13 protein-coding genes are annotated in these 16,176 nt (G+C 71.5%); 6 read left to right on the top strand and 7 right to left on the bottom strand.

Features of this window, described 5'->3' with window-relative positions; genetic code table 11:
* Nucleotides 1-3: 3 nt before the first annotated feature.
* The 4 genes from JOD54_RS18335 to JOD54_RS18320 all read right to left on the bottom strand — a co-directional run bounded on the left by JOD54_RS18335 (nucleotide 4) and on the right by JOD54_RS18320 (nucleotide 5,659).
* Nucleotides 4-2,043, bottom strand: coding sequence for a serine/threonine-protein kinase (locus JOD54_RS18335; RefSeq protein WP_443601568.1), 2,040 nt, complete (start codon nucleotides 2,041-2,043; stop codon nucleotides 4-6).
* Between the two features lie 188 nt (nucleotides 2,044-2,231).
* Complete coding sequence (locus JOD54_RS18330) at nucleotides 2,232-3,350, bottom strand: caspase family protein (protein WP_204451701.1); 1,119 nt, start codon at nucleotides 3,348-3,350, stop codon at nucleotides 2,232-2,234.
* 3 nt (nucleotides 3,351-3,353) lie between these two features.
* Nucleotides 3,354-4,376, bottom strand: a complete 1,023-nt coding sequence (locus tag JOD54_RS35590) for a transporter substrate-binding domain-containing protein (protein WP_204451700.1) — start codon at nucleotides 4,374-4,376, stop codon at nucleotides 3,354-3,356.
* Nucleotides 4,373-5,659 (bottom strand): GlnX family signal transduction membrane protein, encoded by a 1,287-nt coding sequence (locus JOD54_RS18320; protein WP_204451699.1) that lies wholly within the window; start codon nucleotides 5,657-5,659, stop codon nucleotides 4,373-4,375. Before JOD54_RS18320 ends, JOD54_RS35590 begins: the two co-directional genes overlap by 4 nt.
* A gap of 239 nt (nucleotides 5,660-5,898) precedes the next feature.
* Here JOD54_RS18320 and JOD54_RS18315 point away from each other — a divergent pair, with 239 nt between their 5' ends.
* The gene (locus JOD54_RS18315) at nucleotides 5,899-6,285 is read left to right on the top strand and encodes a YciI family protein (protein ID WP_204451698.1); all 387 of its coding nucleotides are present in this window, start codon (nucleotides 5,899-5,901) and stop codon (nucleotides 6,283-6,285) included.
* Between the two features lie 8 nt (nucleotides 6,286-6,293).
* Nucleotides 6,294-7,454, top strand: a complete 1,161-nt coding sequence (locus tag JOD54_RS18310) for an RNA polymerase sigma factor (protein ID WP_204451697.1) — start codon at nucleotides 6,294-6,296, stop codon at nucleotides 7,452-7,454.
* Nucleotides 7,455-7,590: 136 nt separating this feature from the next.
* On the opposite strand, the gene JOD54_RS18305 is transcribed toward JOD54_RS18310, so the two are convergent.
* Both JOD54_RS18305 and JOD54_RS18300 read right to left on the bottom strand, forming a co-directional pair.
* Nucleotides 7,591-8,010: a histone-like nucleoid-structuring protein Lsr2 gene (locus JOD54_RS18305; RefSeq protein WP_204451696.1), complete on the bottom strand. Its 420-nt coding sequence runs from the start codon at nucleotides 8,008-8,010 to the stop codon at nucleotides 7,591-7,593.
* A gap of 209 nt (nucleotides 8,011-8,219) precedes the next feature.
* A complete protein-coding gene (locus JOD54_RS18300) occupies nucleotides 8,220-8,879 on the bottom strand; it encodes a thiaminase II/PqqC family protein (protein ID WP_204451695.1) in 660 nt (219 codons plus the stop codon).
* 216 nt (nucleotides 8,880-9,095) lie between these two features.
* On the opposite strand from JOD54_RS18300, the gene JOD54_RS18295 reads away from it, so the two are divergent.
* Together JOD54_RS18295 and JOD54_RS18290 are read left to right on the top strand one after the other, a co-directional pair.
* On the top strand, nucleotides 9,096-10,271 hold the full coding sequence (locus JOD54_RS18295) for a glycoside hydrolase family 19 protein (protein ID WP_204451694.1): 1,176 nt from the start codon (nucleotides 9,096-9,098) through the stop codon (nucleotides 10,269-10,271).
* A gap of 126 nt (nucleotides 10,272-10,397) precedes the next feature.
* Nucleotides 10,398-12,479, top strand: coding sequence for a diguanylate cyclase (locus tag JOD54_RS18290; RefSeq protein ID WP_307860152.1), 2,082 nt, complete (start codon nucleotides 10,398-10,400; stop codon nucleotides 12,477-12,479).
* Here the strand turns inward: JOD54_RS18290 and JOD54_RS18285 are convergent.
* The gene (locus JOD54_RS18285) at nucleotides 12,476-13,681 is read right to left on the bottom strand and encodes a threonine synthase (RefSeq protein ID WP_204451693.1); all 1,206 of its coding nucleotides are present in this window, start codon (nucleotides 13,679-13,681) and stop codon (nucleotides 12,476-12,478) included. The genes JOD54_RS18290 and JOD54_RS18285 overlap by 4 nt on opposite strands.
* Before the next feature lie 123 nt (nucleotides 13,682-13,804).
* Here JOD54_RS18285 and JOD54_RS18280 point away from each other — a divergent pair, with 123 nt between their 5' ends.
* Together JOD54_RS18280 and JOD54_RS35585 are read left to right on the top strand one after the other, a co-directional pair.
* A complete protein-coding gene (locus JOD54_RS18280; protein WP_204451692.1) occupies nucleotides 13,805-14,503 on the top strand; it encodes a hypothetical protein in 699 nt (232 codons plus the stop codon).
* Between the two features lie 125 nt (nucleotides 14,504-14,628).
* Complete coding sequence (locus tag JOD54_RS35585) at nucleotides 14,629-15,963, top strand: DUF2637 domain-containing protein (protein WP_204451691.1); 1,335 nt, start codon at nucleotides 14,629-14,631, stop codon at nucleotides 15,961-15,963.
* The last annotated feature ends 213 nt before the right edge of the window (nucleotides 15,964-16,176 follow it).

Raw genomic sequence — 16,176 nt, 5'->3', positions numbered from 1 at the left:
GGGTCAGACCATCGTCTTCGGTCGGACCTCGTTGGCGCGGTCGACGAGCCTGGACCGCACGTCCCGATCGGTGGTGAGCTTGGCCAGCGCCCGGTAGGAGCGTTCGAGCCGGGTCCGCAGGCGGGTCTCCTCGTCGACGTGTTCGTCGGAGGGCAGCGGGGCCGAGCCCGCGAGCGCGAGCAGCGCCGCGCCGTGGACCTCGATGTCGAGCCGGGCCAGGCGTTCGGCGTCGAGTGTGAGCGCGTCGAGGCGGGAGATCGCTTCGGGCAGTTCCGCCGGATCGCCGACCTGGGTGCGGATGGCAGCGATGCGGGCCGCGGTGTGGTGGGTGGAACTCTCGGGCACGTCGTCGAGAACCTCGACGGCACTAGTGGGCTCGCCGTTCGCACTAAGCATGCGAGCGAGGCCAAAGGCCGCGCTGACGTAAGAGCGGTCCGTGTTCCACACCCGTCCATAGAGGCCAAGGGCGCGTTCGGTGTCCTTGTTCCACTCAAGTGCCGCTGCCAACGCCAACTTGGGGGCAAGCTCACCGGGGAGGGCGGCGTAGACGGCTTCGAAGTGGGTCGCGGCGGCAGCGGGGTCGTCATCCGCCAACGCGGCGACACCGAGGTACCACCCCGTGCGCCAGTCACCGGGCAGCGCGGTGGTGAACTCGTCGAGCACCTTCCGGGCCGTGGTCACGTCACCGGCGACGATGTGCGCGTCCGCGAGGCGCAGCAAGAGCTCCGGGGTCCGCTCGACCGCACCGAGCAGTGTTTCGATCAACCGGTCCGGTGCCACGCTGCCGAGGGTCGCGAGGAACCCGGCGGCGGGGTCGGCGGGGTCGACCAGCGGACTGGGCAACGCGCCAGGGACCTCCGCCCACGACACGGGCGGGACATCCTCGGCCGCGACAACGCCCGCGCCTGTCCCGAACACCCGGCGCTCGCGGGTGAACCGGGTCGAGACCGTGCCGCGCGGTTCGTCCTGCTCGTGGGCGAGGACCTCGGCCAGCACACCCAGCACCTGCTCGCGCATGTCCTCGGCCGTGTGAAACCGCGAGGCGGGGTCGGGGTGCGCCGCACGACGCAAGAGGTGGCCGAAGGACTCGTATGGGCCGTCGAAGGGCAAGCTTGCCGGGAGGTCGTGGACGTGGGCGCTGCTGAACGCGGCGAACGGGAAACTCAGGACGGCCATGGTGCGGCCGACGGTGTAGAGGTCGGAATGCTTGGTTGGGCGGTGGGCACCGCTCTGCACCTCGGGGGCCATGAAACCCTCGGTGCCATACGGGTCCCTGTCGCTGTCGTCGCGCATGACGGCACCGAGGTCGATGAGTTTGACGCGTTGGTTGACCTGCATCGCGTTGTGCGGCTTGAGGTCGCAATAGACCAGGCCCCTGCGGTGCAGGTACCCGAAGGCGGCCAGGATGTCGTCGGCGTACCGCAGCACCACGGGCACCGGTAGCGGCGCCCGCTCGCCCTGGGCGTCGCGGCTGCGCTGCAACATCTCGTAGAGGGTTCGGCCGGGCAGGTACTCCATCACGATGTAGCCCGCGACCACACCGGTGCGCGGATCGGTGTGCTCCACGAAGTCGTTGATCGTGACGACGTTCGGGTGGTCCACGGTGACCAGGTACTGCTTCTCCGAGGCGGCCGCCTCGACCGCGGCCGGGTCGTGCGAGTTGATGAGTCCTTTGAGGACCACCCAGCGCTCGGCGGTGCCGTCGGCCAGGTGCAGGTCTCGCGCGAGGTAGATCCACCCCAGGCCGCCATAGGCGAGGCAACCCAGGACCTCATAGCGCTCCACCCGGCTGCCCTTGGCCAGGTTCGGCACATAGGAGAACGGCGTGCGGTCGCGCGGGCAGAACCCCTCGTCCAGCCCTGCGCGGTCTCCGCGCGGCTGCCCGACCAACTCCTCGCAAGCGGGGCATACCCGCCTGCTGTAGGGGACTTTGGGATCGGACAGGACAGCGTCAGCGGGATCGGCCATGGTGAACGGCGGCAGCGTCACCTGCTCGACGATGGTGCCGCCCGGCCGCGTCGGCGTTCGGCTGCCGGTCGTCATCCCCCTGCCCGTCACCCCGCGCCACGTCTCACTGCCGCGACGCGCTGACGGCACGGACGCGACTTCGGGCTTCGGTGTGGCCGCCTTGACCACCGTGCCCGTGGGAGCGAGGAAGCCGCACTCGTCGCACGAGCCGTCTTCCAGGTAAGAGCCGTCGCAACCCGGTCGAACACACGGGGTCCGCGCCGTCATGAGCGCCTCCGAATCACCGCGTTCTGATAGGTGGTCACCGCGACCGTGGCCTCGGGGAGGTCACACGGCGCGGTCCACAACAACCGGTGCGCGGCGCGGTGCGCGGCCGCCAACTCCGGGTCCTCAGCCATCCCCACCCGCACCGCCATGGCCAGGTACACCGCCAACCGACCGCGCAACTCCTCGCGCCGCGCCAGCAGGCCCTTGGCCTGGGCGTGCACGACGCTGAGGCTCTTGGACCCGGCGTGGATGATCGCCTCGACGTCGTCGATCGCCCCGGACACCCGGGACCAGTGGCCTGCCGCGGCGGCGGACTCGAGGTCGCGGACCGCGCCCGCGGCGTCCGCGACGACATCGCCGATGACCAGCCGGTCGGCCGAGAGGATCTTGTGCCGGGCGTCGGCGACCACGTTCGCGGTGTCGGCGTGCTCGGTGACCAGCATGGCCAACAACTGCGCGGCCTCGGTGATCCGGCCGCGCAACTCACGCACCCGGTCGACCGGGTTGGCGGCGATGACCGCGGCACCGAGTCCACCGTCGTGCACACGGCCCGACGAGACCACTGCGGCGAGTGCCGTCAGCGTGAGCAACGGCCCCTCCCCCGCGATGCCATCGCGTAAGGCGGCCAAAAGGTCCTGGGTGTGCTCAGGGGCCGAGAGGACGAACACGCCGCTCTCGTCGAGGCTGTCACCGATGACGTGCCCTGGCACGCAGTCGAGCAGTAGGACACGCCTGGATGCCTGACAGCGCCTCAAGATCCTACGGATCTCGGCGAGCGGTAGGGCAGTCGTCGCGAGGTAGCGCCCATCCGTGCCGACAGTCGCTAGATGCGGTGTACCGCCCTCTTCGGTCAAGACCCGCCCAGCGCAGTGGACCAGTAAGAGGTCCTCGGCTTCGGCTGCGGCTTGGTCGAGAACTCGGACTATCTCGGCAGCCGAGGTCGGGTTGGCCAGGACCGCGCAATGCGACAAGGCGAGGCCGTCAGGCGAGGTGAGAACCGAGTGCAAGCCGCCCAACGCGGCGGTCGCCGTCGGTAGGGCAGGCAGGTTCTTGTAGTCGCCCACGCCGATCAGGACGGCGCGCGACCGGGCCGGGTCAGGTACGTGGTCTATCACCGGTCACCCACCCTCGTAGTCCGCGGGCGGCATGACCATCGTCCGACCGGGGAACCACTTCGCGTAGAGCTGGGTCATCTGCTGGCCGCGCATGCGCTCCAACGCGGCGTTGACCACCCGGACCAGGTCCTCGTCGCGGTTGGCGATGGCCACGGCGGCCAGGTCCACGGTGTCGACCACGCCGGGGAAGATCTCGGTGTTGGGGTCCTGGTCGCGGAACCCCTCCAGGATCACGTCATCGGTGGACACCGCGTCGACCTGGTGGCGCTGGAGCTGGACCAAGCAGTCGGTGGTGTCCACGACCGGCACCGCGATGCCGCCGAGCTTGGTGATCCGGTCCAGGTTGATCGTGCCCGCGCCCGCGCACACCGTGCGGCCGGTGATCCCGGTGCGCGGGTCCCAGCCGCTGAGCGTGCCGCGGTAGGTGAGCAGGCCCTGGCGGGTCTGCAGGTACGGCACGGAGAACCGCACGCCGTAGGTGTCGACCCGCTCGCAGGTGACGCTGGCGTCGGCGATGATCAGGTCGACCTTGGCCACGTTGGTCGCGGGCGGGTAGTTGCCGTTCTCGGTCGTGGTCAGCGCCAGGAACCGGTCCCTGGTCGGCATGGCGACGTACTGGATCAGGTCGGGCACGGTCGCCGGGTCGCGGTCGGGGAAGATGGCCCTGGCGATGGCGATCGCCAGGTCGGCCTCCAAGCCCTCGACCGCGCCGGTGCGCAGGTTGCGCGAGCTGAGCCTGCCCGCGGTCTGGCTGACGCCGACCCGCAACTGCCCCCGCTGCCTGATCCGGTCGATGGCCCCGCCGCGCGGCAACCGGACGAGTTCGGTGCCATCCGGGCGCAGGCTCGCCGTGCTGCCCTTGCACCCCACCGTGCGCGGTTGCGCCTGCGTGGCCTCGACAGCGGGCGGCCGAGGCTGCGGCGCGCTCGGGCGGGGAACGTCGCCACGAGGCGCTGGGGTGCACGCCGCGACCGCGGCAGCGGCCACGACGGCGGTCAGGCGGGTCCACCCCCGCCGGGCGGTCACCGGTACTCCGCGATCCGGGGCCACAGGCCCCCGACGGCGGCCGCGGCCGCGACGGCCATCAACACGGCCACCCCCACATCGGTCCCCGCCAAGGCGGCCCTGGCGTCCTGGATGGACTGGTCGACCTCGCGCGAGGCCGACGCGATGGCCGGGTCGAGGTCGTCCTTGAGCTCCTCGGCCGCGGTGATGGCCTTGGCGATCTCCCCGTAGCTGGGCCGGGTCGCGGAGAAGTCCCTGGTGATCGCCGCGCGCCACTGCTCGACCACCACGGAGGCCGCGTCGAGCGCGTACTGGGACTCGGTGCCCAGCGGCGCGGCACGGACCGCGGTCAGCTTGCCGTCGATGCGGTTCACCTGGGCGGTCAACCCGTCGAGGTCGCCGATCAACGGGAAGATCAACGCTCGGGCCTGCGCACCATCGAGGTTGCGGGCCTCGGCACGGATCTCGGTCAACGGGACGAGCCGGGTCCTGGACAGCTCGGCGCTGGTGGACGCGTGCGCGGCCGCGATGACCGATGCGGCGGTGAGCCACCCGAACGCGACAAGCGTAAGAACCGTCGCGGCGACCATGCCGATGTTGAACCGCCTACGAGTCCGGCGGGCCAGGTAGCGCTGGAGCGCGATGAGAAGCAAAACGACCGCCAGCCCTACCGCCACCGCAAACCACGGGAATGAGTCGACGCCGAAAGGTGGGGTCGCGTCCCGCAGGTCCTTAGCCAGTTCCAGCATGGTTTCCCGCGCCAGTAGGGAGGCTTCATTGAGGTAAGAGGTGCCGACGGGGTCAACGCGGCTGGAATAGACCCACCCCGCTTCGACCAAACCTGTGTAAACGGGCAACAGGGACGATAGGACCGATAAGCGCTCAGCCGTTGTAAGAGCCCCCGTGGCGAGGTAGGCGCGCCGTGCCGAACTGGTGAGTTCGTTGATCCTGGCTGTTGACGTCACCTCGGGCACGGCCTTTGCGGCGTAGTCCAGCGCTGCCGCCGCGGCGACGATGTCGTCGCGGAACGCCTGCTGCTGCACCGCGACCCGCTCGCCGCTGACCAGGACCACCGAGAACGACGTGGCGTCCGCGTCCGCCAGAGCTCTATAGAACTCCCCAGCGGCCGCGTTGACCGCGCCCTTGCGTTCGGCCAGGTCAGTGAGCAGATCGGCACGCTGCCCGATGCTCAGCACCCCGACCAGGCCCGCCACCGCAGCGGCGGCCAGCACCGCGGCCACCGCGAGCGTCAGCTTCCCCTCAGTTCGCCTGAAGTGCGCGGCGACGACCGACCGCCAGGCCACGTACGCCCCGCCCCCTCCCCCAAGTGCGCCCCTTGCTCTGCCTCTGCGTAATCGCTCGGGCACCGCGACACCGTTATCGCAGCACAACGGGGGCCACCCGAACGGACGCTTGAGCCCCTCGTGGCGAAATACCGCTAGTCTCGGCCGACCTGTCCATCCGGCGGCCCCGGCTCCGACGTCCCGGTCGCCAGGTCACGCGAAGGGCGTGACCGCTGGTTCACTGGACGAGGAGCAAGACCATGAAGTACATGCTGCTGGCCTACACCAACCGCGAGGCGTGGGAGGCCACCACCCGGGAGTGGACGGCGACCGGGCAGATGCCCGCCGAAGTGGCCGCCGCCTGCGAGTTCTTCGCCGAGCTCGGCCAGGAGCTGGTCGCCTCAGGCGAGTTCGTCGGGGCCGAGGGCCTCGCCGACCCGGCGCACAGCCGCACCGTGCGACCCTCGGCCGGGGCACCGGTGGCCACCGACGGGCCGTTCGCGGAGGCCAAGGAGGTGCTGGTCAGCTACAGCATCATCGACTGCGCCACGGCGGAGCGGGCCGCCGAGATCGCCGCGCGGGTGGTCGCGGGCACGGGCGACACCGTGGAGATCCGGCCGCTGATGAGCCCCACCGGCGAGCTGTAGCACCTGCCGTGGACACAGCCCTCGCGCGGTCGCTCGTGCCGCAGGTGCTCGGTGCCGTCGTGCGCCGGTACGGGCACTTCGACGCCGCCGAGGACGCCGTCCAAGAGGCCCTCATCGCCGCCCACACGCAGTGGCCGGTCGAGGGGACACCGACGGATCCGAAGGCGTGGCTGATCCGGGTCGCGGCGCGCAGGCTGGTCGACAGCCTGCGCGCCGACCAGGCCCGCAAGCGCCGGGAGGAGGCCCTCGCCGCGTCGGCCGACCGCGACGAGGTCTCGGTGCCCGACGCGGACGACACGCTGACGCTGCTGTTCCTGTGCTGCCACCCGGCGCTGCCGCAGGACGCCCAGGTGCCGTTGACGCTGCGCGCGGTCGCCGGGCTCACCACCGCCGAGATCGCCCGCGCGTTCCTGGTGCCGGAGCCGACCATGGCCAAGCGGATCACCCGGGCCAAGCACCGGATCCGCGACCACGGCGGCGGGTTCGCCGAGCCCGGCTCCCTCGCCGCGGTGCTGCAGGTGCTCTACCTGGTGTTCACCGAGGGCCACATGGGTCGCGCGGACCTGGCTGCAGAGGCGATCCGGCTCACCGAGCACGTGCACCGGCTGCGCGGGGACGAAGCCGAGGTGACCGGGCTGCTGGCGCTGATGCTGCTCACCGACGCCCGCCGCGCGGCCAGGGCTACGGCGGGCGGGGCGCTGGTTCCGCTGGCCGAGCAGGACCGCGCGCTGTGGGACGGGGCGCTGATCGCGCGCGGGACGGCGCTGGTCGAGGCCGCGCTCACCCGGGGCGCGGTGTTCGGCCCGTACGCGCTGCAGGCGGCCATCGCCGCCGTGCACGCCGAGGCCCGCGCCGCGGGCGACACCGACTGGCCGCAGATCCTCGCGCTCTACCACCTGCTGGAACAGGTCACCGACAACCCGGTGGTGACCCTCAACCGGGCGGTCGCGACCGCGATGGTGCACGGCCCCACCGCGGGGCTGGCGCTGACCGAGCGAGTGGCCGAGCGGTTGGCGACCAACCACCGGCTCGCCGCCGTGCGCGCGCACCTGTGGGAACTGGCTGGCGAGCCCGACCTCGCCAGGGAGCAGTACCTGGCGGCAGCGCGGCAGACGACGAGCACACCCGAACGGGACCACCTGCTCGGCAGAGCCGCCCGACTCCGGTGACCGGGAAGTCGGAACCGGGAATACCCGTTCGTGGAACTATCCGGCGAATTCGCCCACTCGACGCGGGCGAATTCGCGCACTTACCCCGATCGCGCCCCCCACCCGGCCGGATCCGCCCAGCCGGGTGGGGTGGGCGTCAATTCGAGAAGGTGGCCTTCCTCACCTTCGCGCGGCTCTTCGGCTTGGCGGGCGCGGGCTCGGGTTCCGGCTCGGCGTGCGCGGTCTCGAAAGCGTCCACGACGGCCGACGGGATGCGCCCGCGCTCGGAGATGTCGTGGCCGTTGCGCCTGGCCCAATCGCGAATGGCCTTGGTCTGCTCCTTGCTGCGGCCCTCACCGGCGGGCTTGCCCGGCGCGACGGGCCGCTTGACCCGGCCACCGGTCCGGCGGGCCGCGGCGACGTAATCGGCCAGTTCGCCGCGCAACCGCTCGGCGTTGGCCTCGTTCAGGTCGATCTCGTAGTTGACGCCGTCCAGGCTGAACTCGACCGAACGGATGTCCTCGCCGCTGGAGCCGTCGAGGTCGTCGTAGAGCTGGACAATGGTTTTCTGAGCCATTCTGGGCACCTCATCGCACACACTGGTCGCTTGGGTTGCTGTGGAAGTTAGCAGCCCAAAAGACCGGGCGCGGAGCGACCCGGGTGGCGGTGTCCACTCCGGCACTCTGATGTGGACGGCGGGGTGGGCGGCAGGGCGGACCGCCGAGAACGCGCGACGGCCCCCCGGGAACCCGGAGGGCCGTGCGGAACGCTTGTGCGCCAGCCGGTTCAGGCGGTGATGTCGGCGAGGGTGTTCCAGAACATCAGCTCGTAGCCCTGCAGGAGCCGCCCGTAGCCGATGGCCCGGTCGGGGGTCCAGCCGTCGTCGAGGGCCTGCTGCAGCGCCACCGGGTAGAGCGCTTCCAGTTCCGGGACCGGGGTGGCGAAGAAGTCGAAGAAGCCGGTGCCGGTCTCGTCGAAGCCGTAGTGCTCGCGCAGGCCCGCGGAGATCGCGGCGCAGTACCCGCCCCAGGCGGCGAAGTTGGCCAGGATCGCCAGCAGCGCGTCCCTGGGGTTCCCGTTGAGGGCGAGCCACGCCAGGTAGGCCGGGTAGGCCTGGCACCCCGGCCGGGGCTCGTAGTCGCGGATGGCGTCCTCGTCGAGCCCGCACGCGGCGGCGAAGTCGCCCAGCTTGGCCAGCGCCAGCCCCTCGCCGGAGGCCAGCGAGCTGAACACCTCGCGCGCGGCCGGGTCCACGGCCTGCGCGGCCAGGGTGAGGAAGGTGCGCCAGTCGCTGGCGATGATCCGGTGCTGCTCGGCGGCCAGCGCGGCGAGCGCCACCAGCGGCGCCGATCCGCACGCGACGGCCGGGACGAACCGGTTGTCGTGCTCCCCCGGCAGCAGCTCGCGCTGCACCCGCTCCAACAGTTCCTTGCCAGACTCACCCATCGCCGACCTCCCAAGCGCGCCTGCGGACCCGGGCCCACACTAGATCATCTCCGGCGGGCCGTCAGATCATCTCCGGCCCCCGGTCAGCCGCCCGCCGACCGGGTACCCGCCGCCACCGAGCGGCAATGGTCTAGACCTTGACGCCGGTTGGCCCATCGGCTTAGGTGATTTTCGACCCACCGCTCCCTGCGCGGCGGGCCCCTAAGGAGTGATCACGTGTCGAGAAACCGCATCATCGCCGCGGCGATCGCGGTGGCGACGGTGGGTGGGCTGGCGTTCCTGCTGCCGACCGTCACCGCCTCAGCCGCCGATTGCGCGCCCGCGTGGAGCAGTGCGACCGTCTACACCGGCGGCAAGACCGCCTCCCACAGCGGCCGCAACTGGTCGGCCAAGTGGTGGACCCAGAACGAGACCCCCGGCCAGGCCCAGGTGTGGGCCGACCAGGGCGCCTGCGGCGGCACCACGCCGACCACCACCACGCGGCCGACGACCACCACGACGACGACCCGGCCGACCACGCCCACCACCGGCCCGGACGGCTGCCTGCACCCGGACTGGGTCCAGGGCAAGCAGTACAAGACCGGCGACGTCGTCCGGTTCACCGACGGCAAGTTCTACATCGCCGAGCACGACAACCCGGGCTACAGCCCGGTGGTGAGCACCTGGTACTGGGACCCGTACAACTGCGGCACGCCCACGACCACGACGACGCCGACCACCACGACGCGGCCAACTACCACGACCACGGGTCCGACCACCACCAACCCCAACACCGGGTTCGTGGTGTCCGAGGCGCAGTTCAACCAGATGTTCCCCAGCCGCAACAGCTTCTACACCTACAAGGGCCTCACCGACGCGCTGGCGGCGTACCCCGGTTTCGCCAACACCGGCACCGACACCACCAAGCGCCAAGAGGCGGCGGCGTTCCTGGCCAACGTCAACCACGAGACCGGCGGGTTGGTCTACATCAAGGAGATCAACGAGGCCAACTACCCGCACTACTGCGACGCCGCCCAGCCTTACGGCTGCCCGGCCGGTCAGGCGGCGTACTACGGCCGCGGCCCGATCCAGCTGAGCTGGAACTTCAACTACAAGGCCGCCGGTGACGCGCTGGGCATCGACCTGCTGCGCAACCCGTTCCTGGTCGAGCAGGACCCGGCCGTGGCCTGGAAGACCGCGCTCTGGTACTGGAACACCCAGAAGGGCCCCGGCACGATGACCCCGCACGACGCGATGGTCAACGGCCGCGGCTTCGGCGAGACCATCCGCAGCATCAACGGCGCGCTGGAGTGCAACGGCGGCAACCCGGCCCAGGTGCAGAGCCGGATCAACGCCTACCAGCGGTTCACCCAGCTGTTGGGCACCACCCCGGGCTCGAACCTGAGCTGCTGACCCACCGTGCCACGGGGGCGGCCACCGGGTGACCCGGTGCCGCCCCCGTGACACGTTCGGCCTAACGTGATGATCACCCGCCGAGTCGTGTCGCGGGGCCGAAAGCCGCTATGCCACTCTGTCCGAGTGGTCGATTCCGCCGCATCCGCCAGTTCCCGGCGTGCCGCCCGTTGGCTGTGGGCGCTGTACCTGGCCGTGGGCGCGGTACTGGTCGTCGGCTACTACCTCGCCCCGGTGACCGCGGGCGGCTTCCCGCTGCGGGTCGTGCTGTACTGCCTGATCAGCACCTCGGCTGCGGTGGCGGTGTGCACCGGCATGGTCTGGCACCGGCCGCGGCCCGCGTTGCCGTGGCTGCTGATCGCGGCGAGCCAACTGGTCTACGCGCTGGCCGACGCGATCTTCTACATCTCGCACTACGTCTTCGACGTGACCGCGTACCCGTCGCTGGCGGACCCGTTCTACCTGGCGCACTACCCGCTGGCCGTGGCCGGGATCGTGCTGCTGATCCGCCGCCGCACCCCCGGGCACGGTGTGGCCGGTCTGCTCGACGCCGGGACGCTGGCGGTGGTCGCGGCGATGCTGTCGTGGCTGTACGTGCTCGGCCCGCAGACCCGCCTCGGCGCCCCACTGCTGGTCGAGGTCGTCTCGCTGGGCTACCCGGTGATGGACTTGGCGCTGATGACCGTCGCGCTGGGCCTGCTGCTGGGCCGCGGGTCGCGCCCGCCCGCGTTCTTCCTGTTCATCGGCTGGCTCGCCGCGATCATGACCGCGGACACGATCTACGTGGTGCAGCAGCTCAACGGCACCTTCCAGGCGGGCAACTTCCTGGACGCGATCTGGCTGACCGGCAACCTGGCGCTGGGCGCGAGCGCGCTGCACCCGACGATGCGGGCGATGGCCGAGCCGTCGCCGGTGCCGGACGCGCCGCTGAGCCCGGTGCGCATCGCGGGCCTGTCCGGTGCCGCGCTGATCGCCCCCGCGGTGCTGTTCGCGCAGTGGGCGGGCGGGTCGGTGCGCGACGTACCGGTGGTCGCGGGGACCTGCGCGCTGTTGTTCGCGCTCACCATCGCCCGGCTCGCCGCCCTGGTGTCCGACCAGCGCAGGCTGGCCATCACCGACGCGCTCACCGGGCTGCACACCCGCCGGTTCTTCGAGGCGCAACTGCCGCTGGAGATCGCCAAGGCGCGCCGCACCGGCGGCTCGGTGGCGGTGCTGATCGCCGACGTCGACCACTTCAAGACCATCAACGACCGCGACGGCCACCCGGCTGGCGACCAGGTGCTGGTGGAGATCTCCGCGCGGCTGCGGGCCACCGTGCGCGCGGGCGAGGTGCTGGCCCGCTACGGCGGCGAGGAGTTCGCGCTGATCCTGCCCGGCGCCACCGCGCGGACCCTGCCGATCATCGCCGAGCGGCTGCGCCGGACCGTGGCTGGCGAGGAGATCACGCTGCCCACCGGCAAGCGCGTGCGGGTGACGGTGTCGGTCGGCACCGCGGTGCACCCGACGCACGGCACCGACCCCAACGACCTGGTGTCCATCGCCGACCGGGCCCTCTACGCGGCCAAGGACGCGGGCCGCGACCAGGTCGTGTTCGGCGTCGCCGCGGCCGAGGCCCCGGTCGACGGCCTCGACTACCTGCACCTGCTCGCCGACGAGGTCGACGCCCTGCTCGCCGGTGAGCGGCGCAGCCGAGCGGTGGCCAGGGTCGCGCGCCTGGTGGCCACCGAGTCCGGCCTGGACGAGGAGTCCACCCGGACCGCCGAACTGGCGGGACGGCTGCACGACATCGGCAAGATCGCGATCCCGCGGTCGGTGCTGGTGAAGCCCGGCCCGTTGACCGAAGCCGAGTGGGGCTTGGTGCGCGCCCACCCCGAGCACGGCCACCGCATGGTGTCGGTGGTCCCGGGGCACACCGCGGTCGCGGCTGTGGTCCGGCAGCACGCTGAACGCTGGGACGGAACGGGTTATCCGGATGGTCTACGCGGGGGCGAGATCCGGCCGGAGGCGCGGGTGGTGGCCGTGTGCACCGCCTGGGTGGCCATGCTGGCGGACCGGCCGTACCAGGCGGCGGTGACGGTCGAGCGGGCGTGCGCGGAGTTGGTGGCGGGCAGCGGCACGCAGTTCGAACCGGCGTTGGTGGAGGTGTTCGTGGCCTTGCAGGAACGGGGAGTGCTCGCCGCGAGCAGGCCCCTGCTCGGCAAGAGCTAACTGGGGCCAGGCAGGGCGCCGTCCGCGGGAACCGTGGGAACTTCCACCGACACCGTGTCCGGGTACTTGACGCCGGTGCCGGTGTTGAGGACCACCACCCGTTCGGTTCCGTTGAGCCAGCCGGTTTCCCGGAGGCGGGTGAGGGCGGCGAAGCAGGCCGCGCCTTCCGGGCAGATGAAGGTGCCTTCGTCGCGGGCCAGTTGTCGTTGTGCGGTGAGGAGTTCTTCGTCGGTGACGGCGACCGCCGTGCCGGAGGTCTCCGCGAGGGCGCGCAGGATCAGGAAGTCGCCCAGGGGTTTGGGGACGTTGATGCCGAAGGCGATCGTGGTCGGTGCTTCGGGGGCGGCGCTTTCGGTGGCCCCGGATTCCCACGCGTCGACGATCGGGCGGCAGCCTTCGGCCTGCACCGCGACCAAGCGGGTCTCGGGATTGAGCCAGCCCATCGCGCGCATCTCATCGAGCGCCTTGTGGATGCCGATCAGCCCCACCCCGCCACCGGTCGGGTAGAGGATCACGTCCGGGGCGCGCATCCCGAGCTGTTCCACGATCTCGTACCCCATCGTCTTCTTGCCTTCGATGCGGTACGGCTCTTTCAGCGTCGACACGTCCTGGTAGTCCGGGCGCTGCTTTAAGGCTTCCCGGATCAGCGCGCCCGCGTGCGAGATCAGACCGTCGACCAAGTAGAGCTCGGCACCGGCGGCGACGCACTCCGCGCGGGTGATCTCGGGTGCGTCCACCGGCATCGCGATCAGCGAGCGCATCCCCGCCCTGGCCGCGTAGAGCGCCCAAGCGGCGCCCGCGTTGCCGTTGGTGGGCATGGCGATCCCGCGTACCCCCAGCTCCGCCGCGCGGGACACGCCCACCGCCGCGCCGCGCGCTTTGAAGGAGCCCGTGGGGATCAGCCCCTCGTCCTTCATCCAGAGATCGGGGACGCCCAAGCGCTTGCCGTGCACGGGCAGCGGCAACAGCGGGGTCATCCCCTCCCCCAGGCTGATCACCGCCGACGGCGACGCGACGGGGAGAACCTCGTGGTAGCGCCACAGCGTCGCTTCCCGCCCGGCAGGCGCCATCCCCCGCGCGGCATCCAGGTCATACCGGGCGAGCAGGGGTGAGCCGCAGGAACACGTCCCCTGCACCACCGCCGCGTCGAGGTGCGCACCGCACTTAGGGCACTCCAAGTGGGACAGCGTCGAGAACGCCACAGCACACCCTCCAGGGGATCGGTTCACCCCCCACCGTAGGCATCCCCTAGGGGCCGAATCCAGGGTCGGGACCGGGATCACGCCGCTACCGCGCCGACGGCCACCAGCGCCACGGTGATCGACATGGGGAAGAACCGCTGGCGGCAGAGCACCGTCTGGCTGCACGTGATCACCTCCGTCGGCTGGATGGCGCAGGCGCTGGTCCTGTTCACGCTGCTGGTCGTCGGCAACACCACCGACGACCCGGCGATCCGGCTCGGCGCCGCGGAGATGGCCCACGTCGTGGACACCGCGCTGCTCGCGCCGTTCGCCAACGCCTCCGCCGCGACCGGGATCGTGCTGTCAGCGGGCACCGCGTGGGGTTTCTTCCGGCACTGGTGGGTGCTGGCCAAGTTCGGGGTGACCGTCGCGCAGCTCAACATCGGCATCTTCGTGCTCTCCGCCGGGCTCAACGACCTGGTGGCCGCGGCGCGCGCGGGTGAGCGGGCCGTCGCGCCGGTGCCGCAACTGGTCGGCACCGCGGTGATGGTGGCCGCGATCGCGGCGCAGGCGTGGTTGTCGGTGGTCAAGCCCGGTGGCCGCACGCCGTGGGCGCGCGGGGCCAAACCCGCGACCGCACCCGGGTGGCTGTTCGCGGCCACCGTCGGCGCGGTGGTGGGCGACATCACGATCTCCACGATCGTGGGCGGACCGCGCCCGCTGCTGTCGCTGCTGGTGGTCGCGGTGGCGCTGACCTGGCGCCGCCGGTCCACTGTGGACCGGCGGCGGCCTGCGAAGTCGACCTTGATAACGGCGAGGGCACGAGTCGGTCAAGATCGTTGATCCTCGGTCGCGGCCAGCACCCCCCGGGTGGACGCCCGCCGAGCGCGTCCGACAGAGTGCTCTCACCCATCGACTCGACACCGGGTCCGCGTCATCCGCAGCCATCCATCGACAGGAGCGCGCAGGTGAGTCCGAAGATCGACATAGACCCCGAGCACGCCGAGGCCATCGCGGCCACGGTCAGCCTGGCCGACAAGATCCGCTACGCGTGCGCGCAGGTCGACCCGCCGACCACGCACGCGGTGCAGCAGTGGCTGGCCGCCTACGGGGTCAACGGCGTCACCCGGGCCTACGCGACCGGCATCATCAACACCTGGCGCGGCGAGAACCGCATCGGCGACACCGGCGACCTGGTGGCGATGAGCCCGGAACTGCTCGCCGAACTCGACGCGCTGCGCTCGAGCGCGGAGGCCCCCGCGGCGGACGAGTCGCCCACGGTCGTCGACCTCACCCCGGTCGGCGCCCAGCCCCGCCAGGACGACCCCACCCCCATCCCCTCACCCGACTCGGACACCGTGGACACCGACAGAAACCCCGGCGCGGACACCGCGACCCTCGACACCGCCGTCCTCGACACCGCCAGCCCGGACAAGGCCAACCCGGACGAGGCGACCCAGGACAAGGTGACCCCGGACGCGGACACCGCGACGCCGACCGCCGCCCCCCACCCCGCCGAGCCCGACACCAACGATGTCGATGTCGATGTCGACGCCGCCAAGGTCGACGCGGCCGTCGTCGACGCCGACGACGACGAGCGGACCGAGGAGCCCAAGGCGCTCGCCGAGGCCCCCAGGAGCAACGCCGTCGTCGTCGCCGAGCAGGCCCCGGTCGACGCCTACGTCACCGCGCGCGCCGAGCGGATCGACAACCCGCTGATGGAGCCCGCGGCGCCGCTGACGCCGAAGGTGCCCACCGTGCTGTCGTGGTCGGCGAACATGGCCTGGATCGTGGTGCTGGTCGCCGCGATGGGCATCTCCTGGTGGTCGCTGTTCGAGTACGCCCGCGGGTTCAGCATCCCCACCCCGCTGGCCGCCGTGGTGTCGCTGGTGTTCGACGCGTCCGCGCTGATCGTCGCGGGCCTGGCGCACCGGTACGCCCTGTCGCCCTACTCCGGCGCGGGCCCCCGGTTCGCGCTGCTGGCCCTGCTCGCGGGCAGCGTGTACCTGAACTGGGAGCACGCCGCGGGCAAGGGCTACGGCATCGAGGCGTCGATCATGTTCGCCGCGCCAGCCGCGGTCGGCATCCTGCTGTTCGAACTGCACATCGGCTGGCACTCGCGCAGCGAGCGCCGGGCCAGGGGCCGGGTCGCCAGGTCGCTGCCGGTGATCGGCGCGTGGGGCTGGTTCCTGCACCCGCTGCAGAGCCTGACCACGCTGTGGCGGGTCACCCACGCCAGGGGTGTCTCGGTGCGCGAGAGCGAGCTCAACAGCATCGAGTCGCTGCGCGCCATCGCGCCGTAGCCGTCGACCACCGCGTGATCGACACGCGCGGGGGTCGCCACCACGTGAATCCGCTCGCGGAACGGGGCTCGGACCGGCAATCGGTCCGGGCCCCGCGCGCATGGGGGCGTATACCGTACGAACTCCGGTACGGTGGGGGTCCTGCGGGGTCGCGGGGGCAGCCGCGGCACCGCCCGTTCGGCGACCGGCTGCGCGCGCCGGGCGCGTCGGGGC

Source organism: Actinokineospora baliensis (assembly GCF_016907695.1).
Taxonomy (GTDB): domain Bacteria; phylum Actinomycetota; class Actinomycetes; order Mycobacteriales; family Pseudonocardiaceae; genus Actinokineospora; species Actinokineospora baliensis.
The sequence above is the reverse complement of the archived record's forward strand: the minus strand, read 5'-3'. Positions and strand labels throughout refer to the sequence as shown.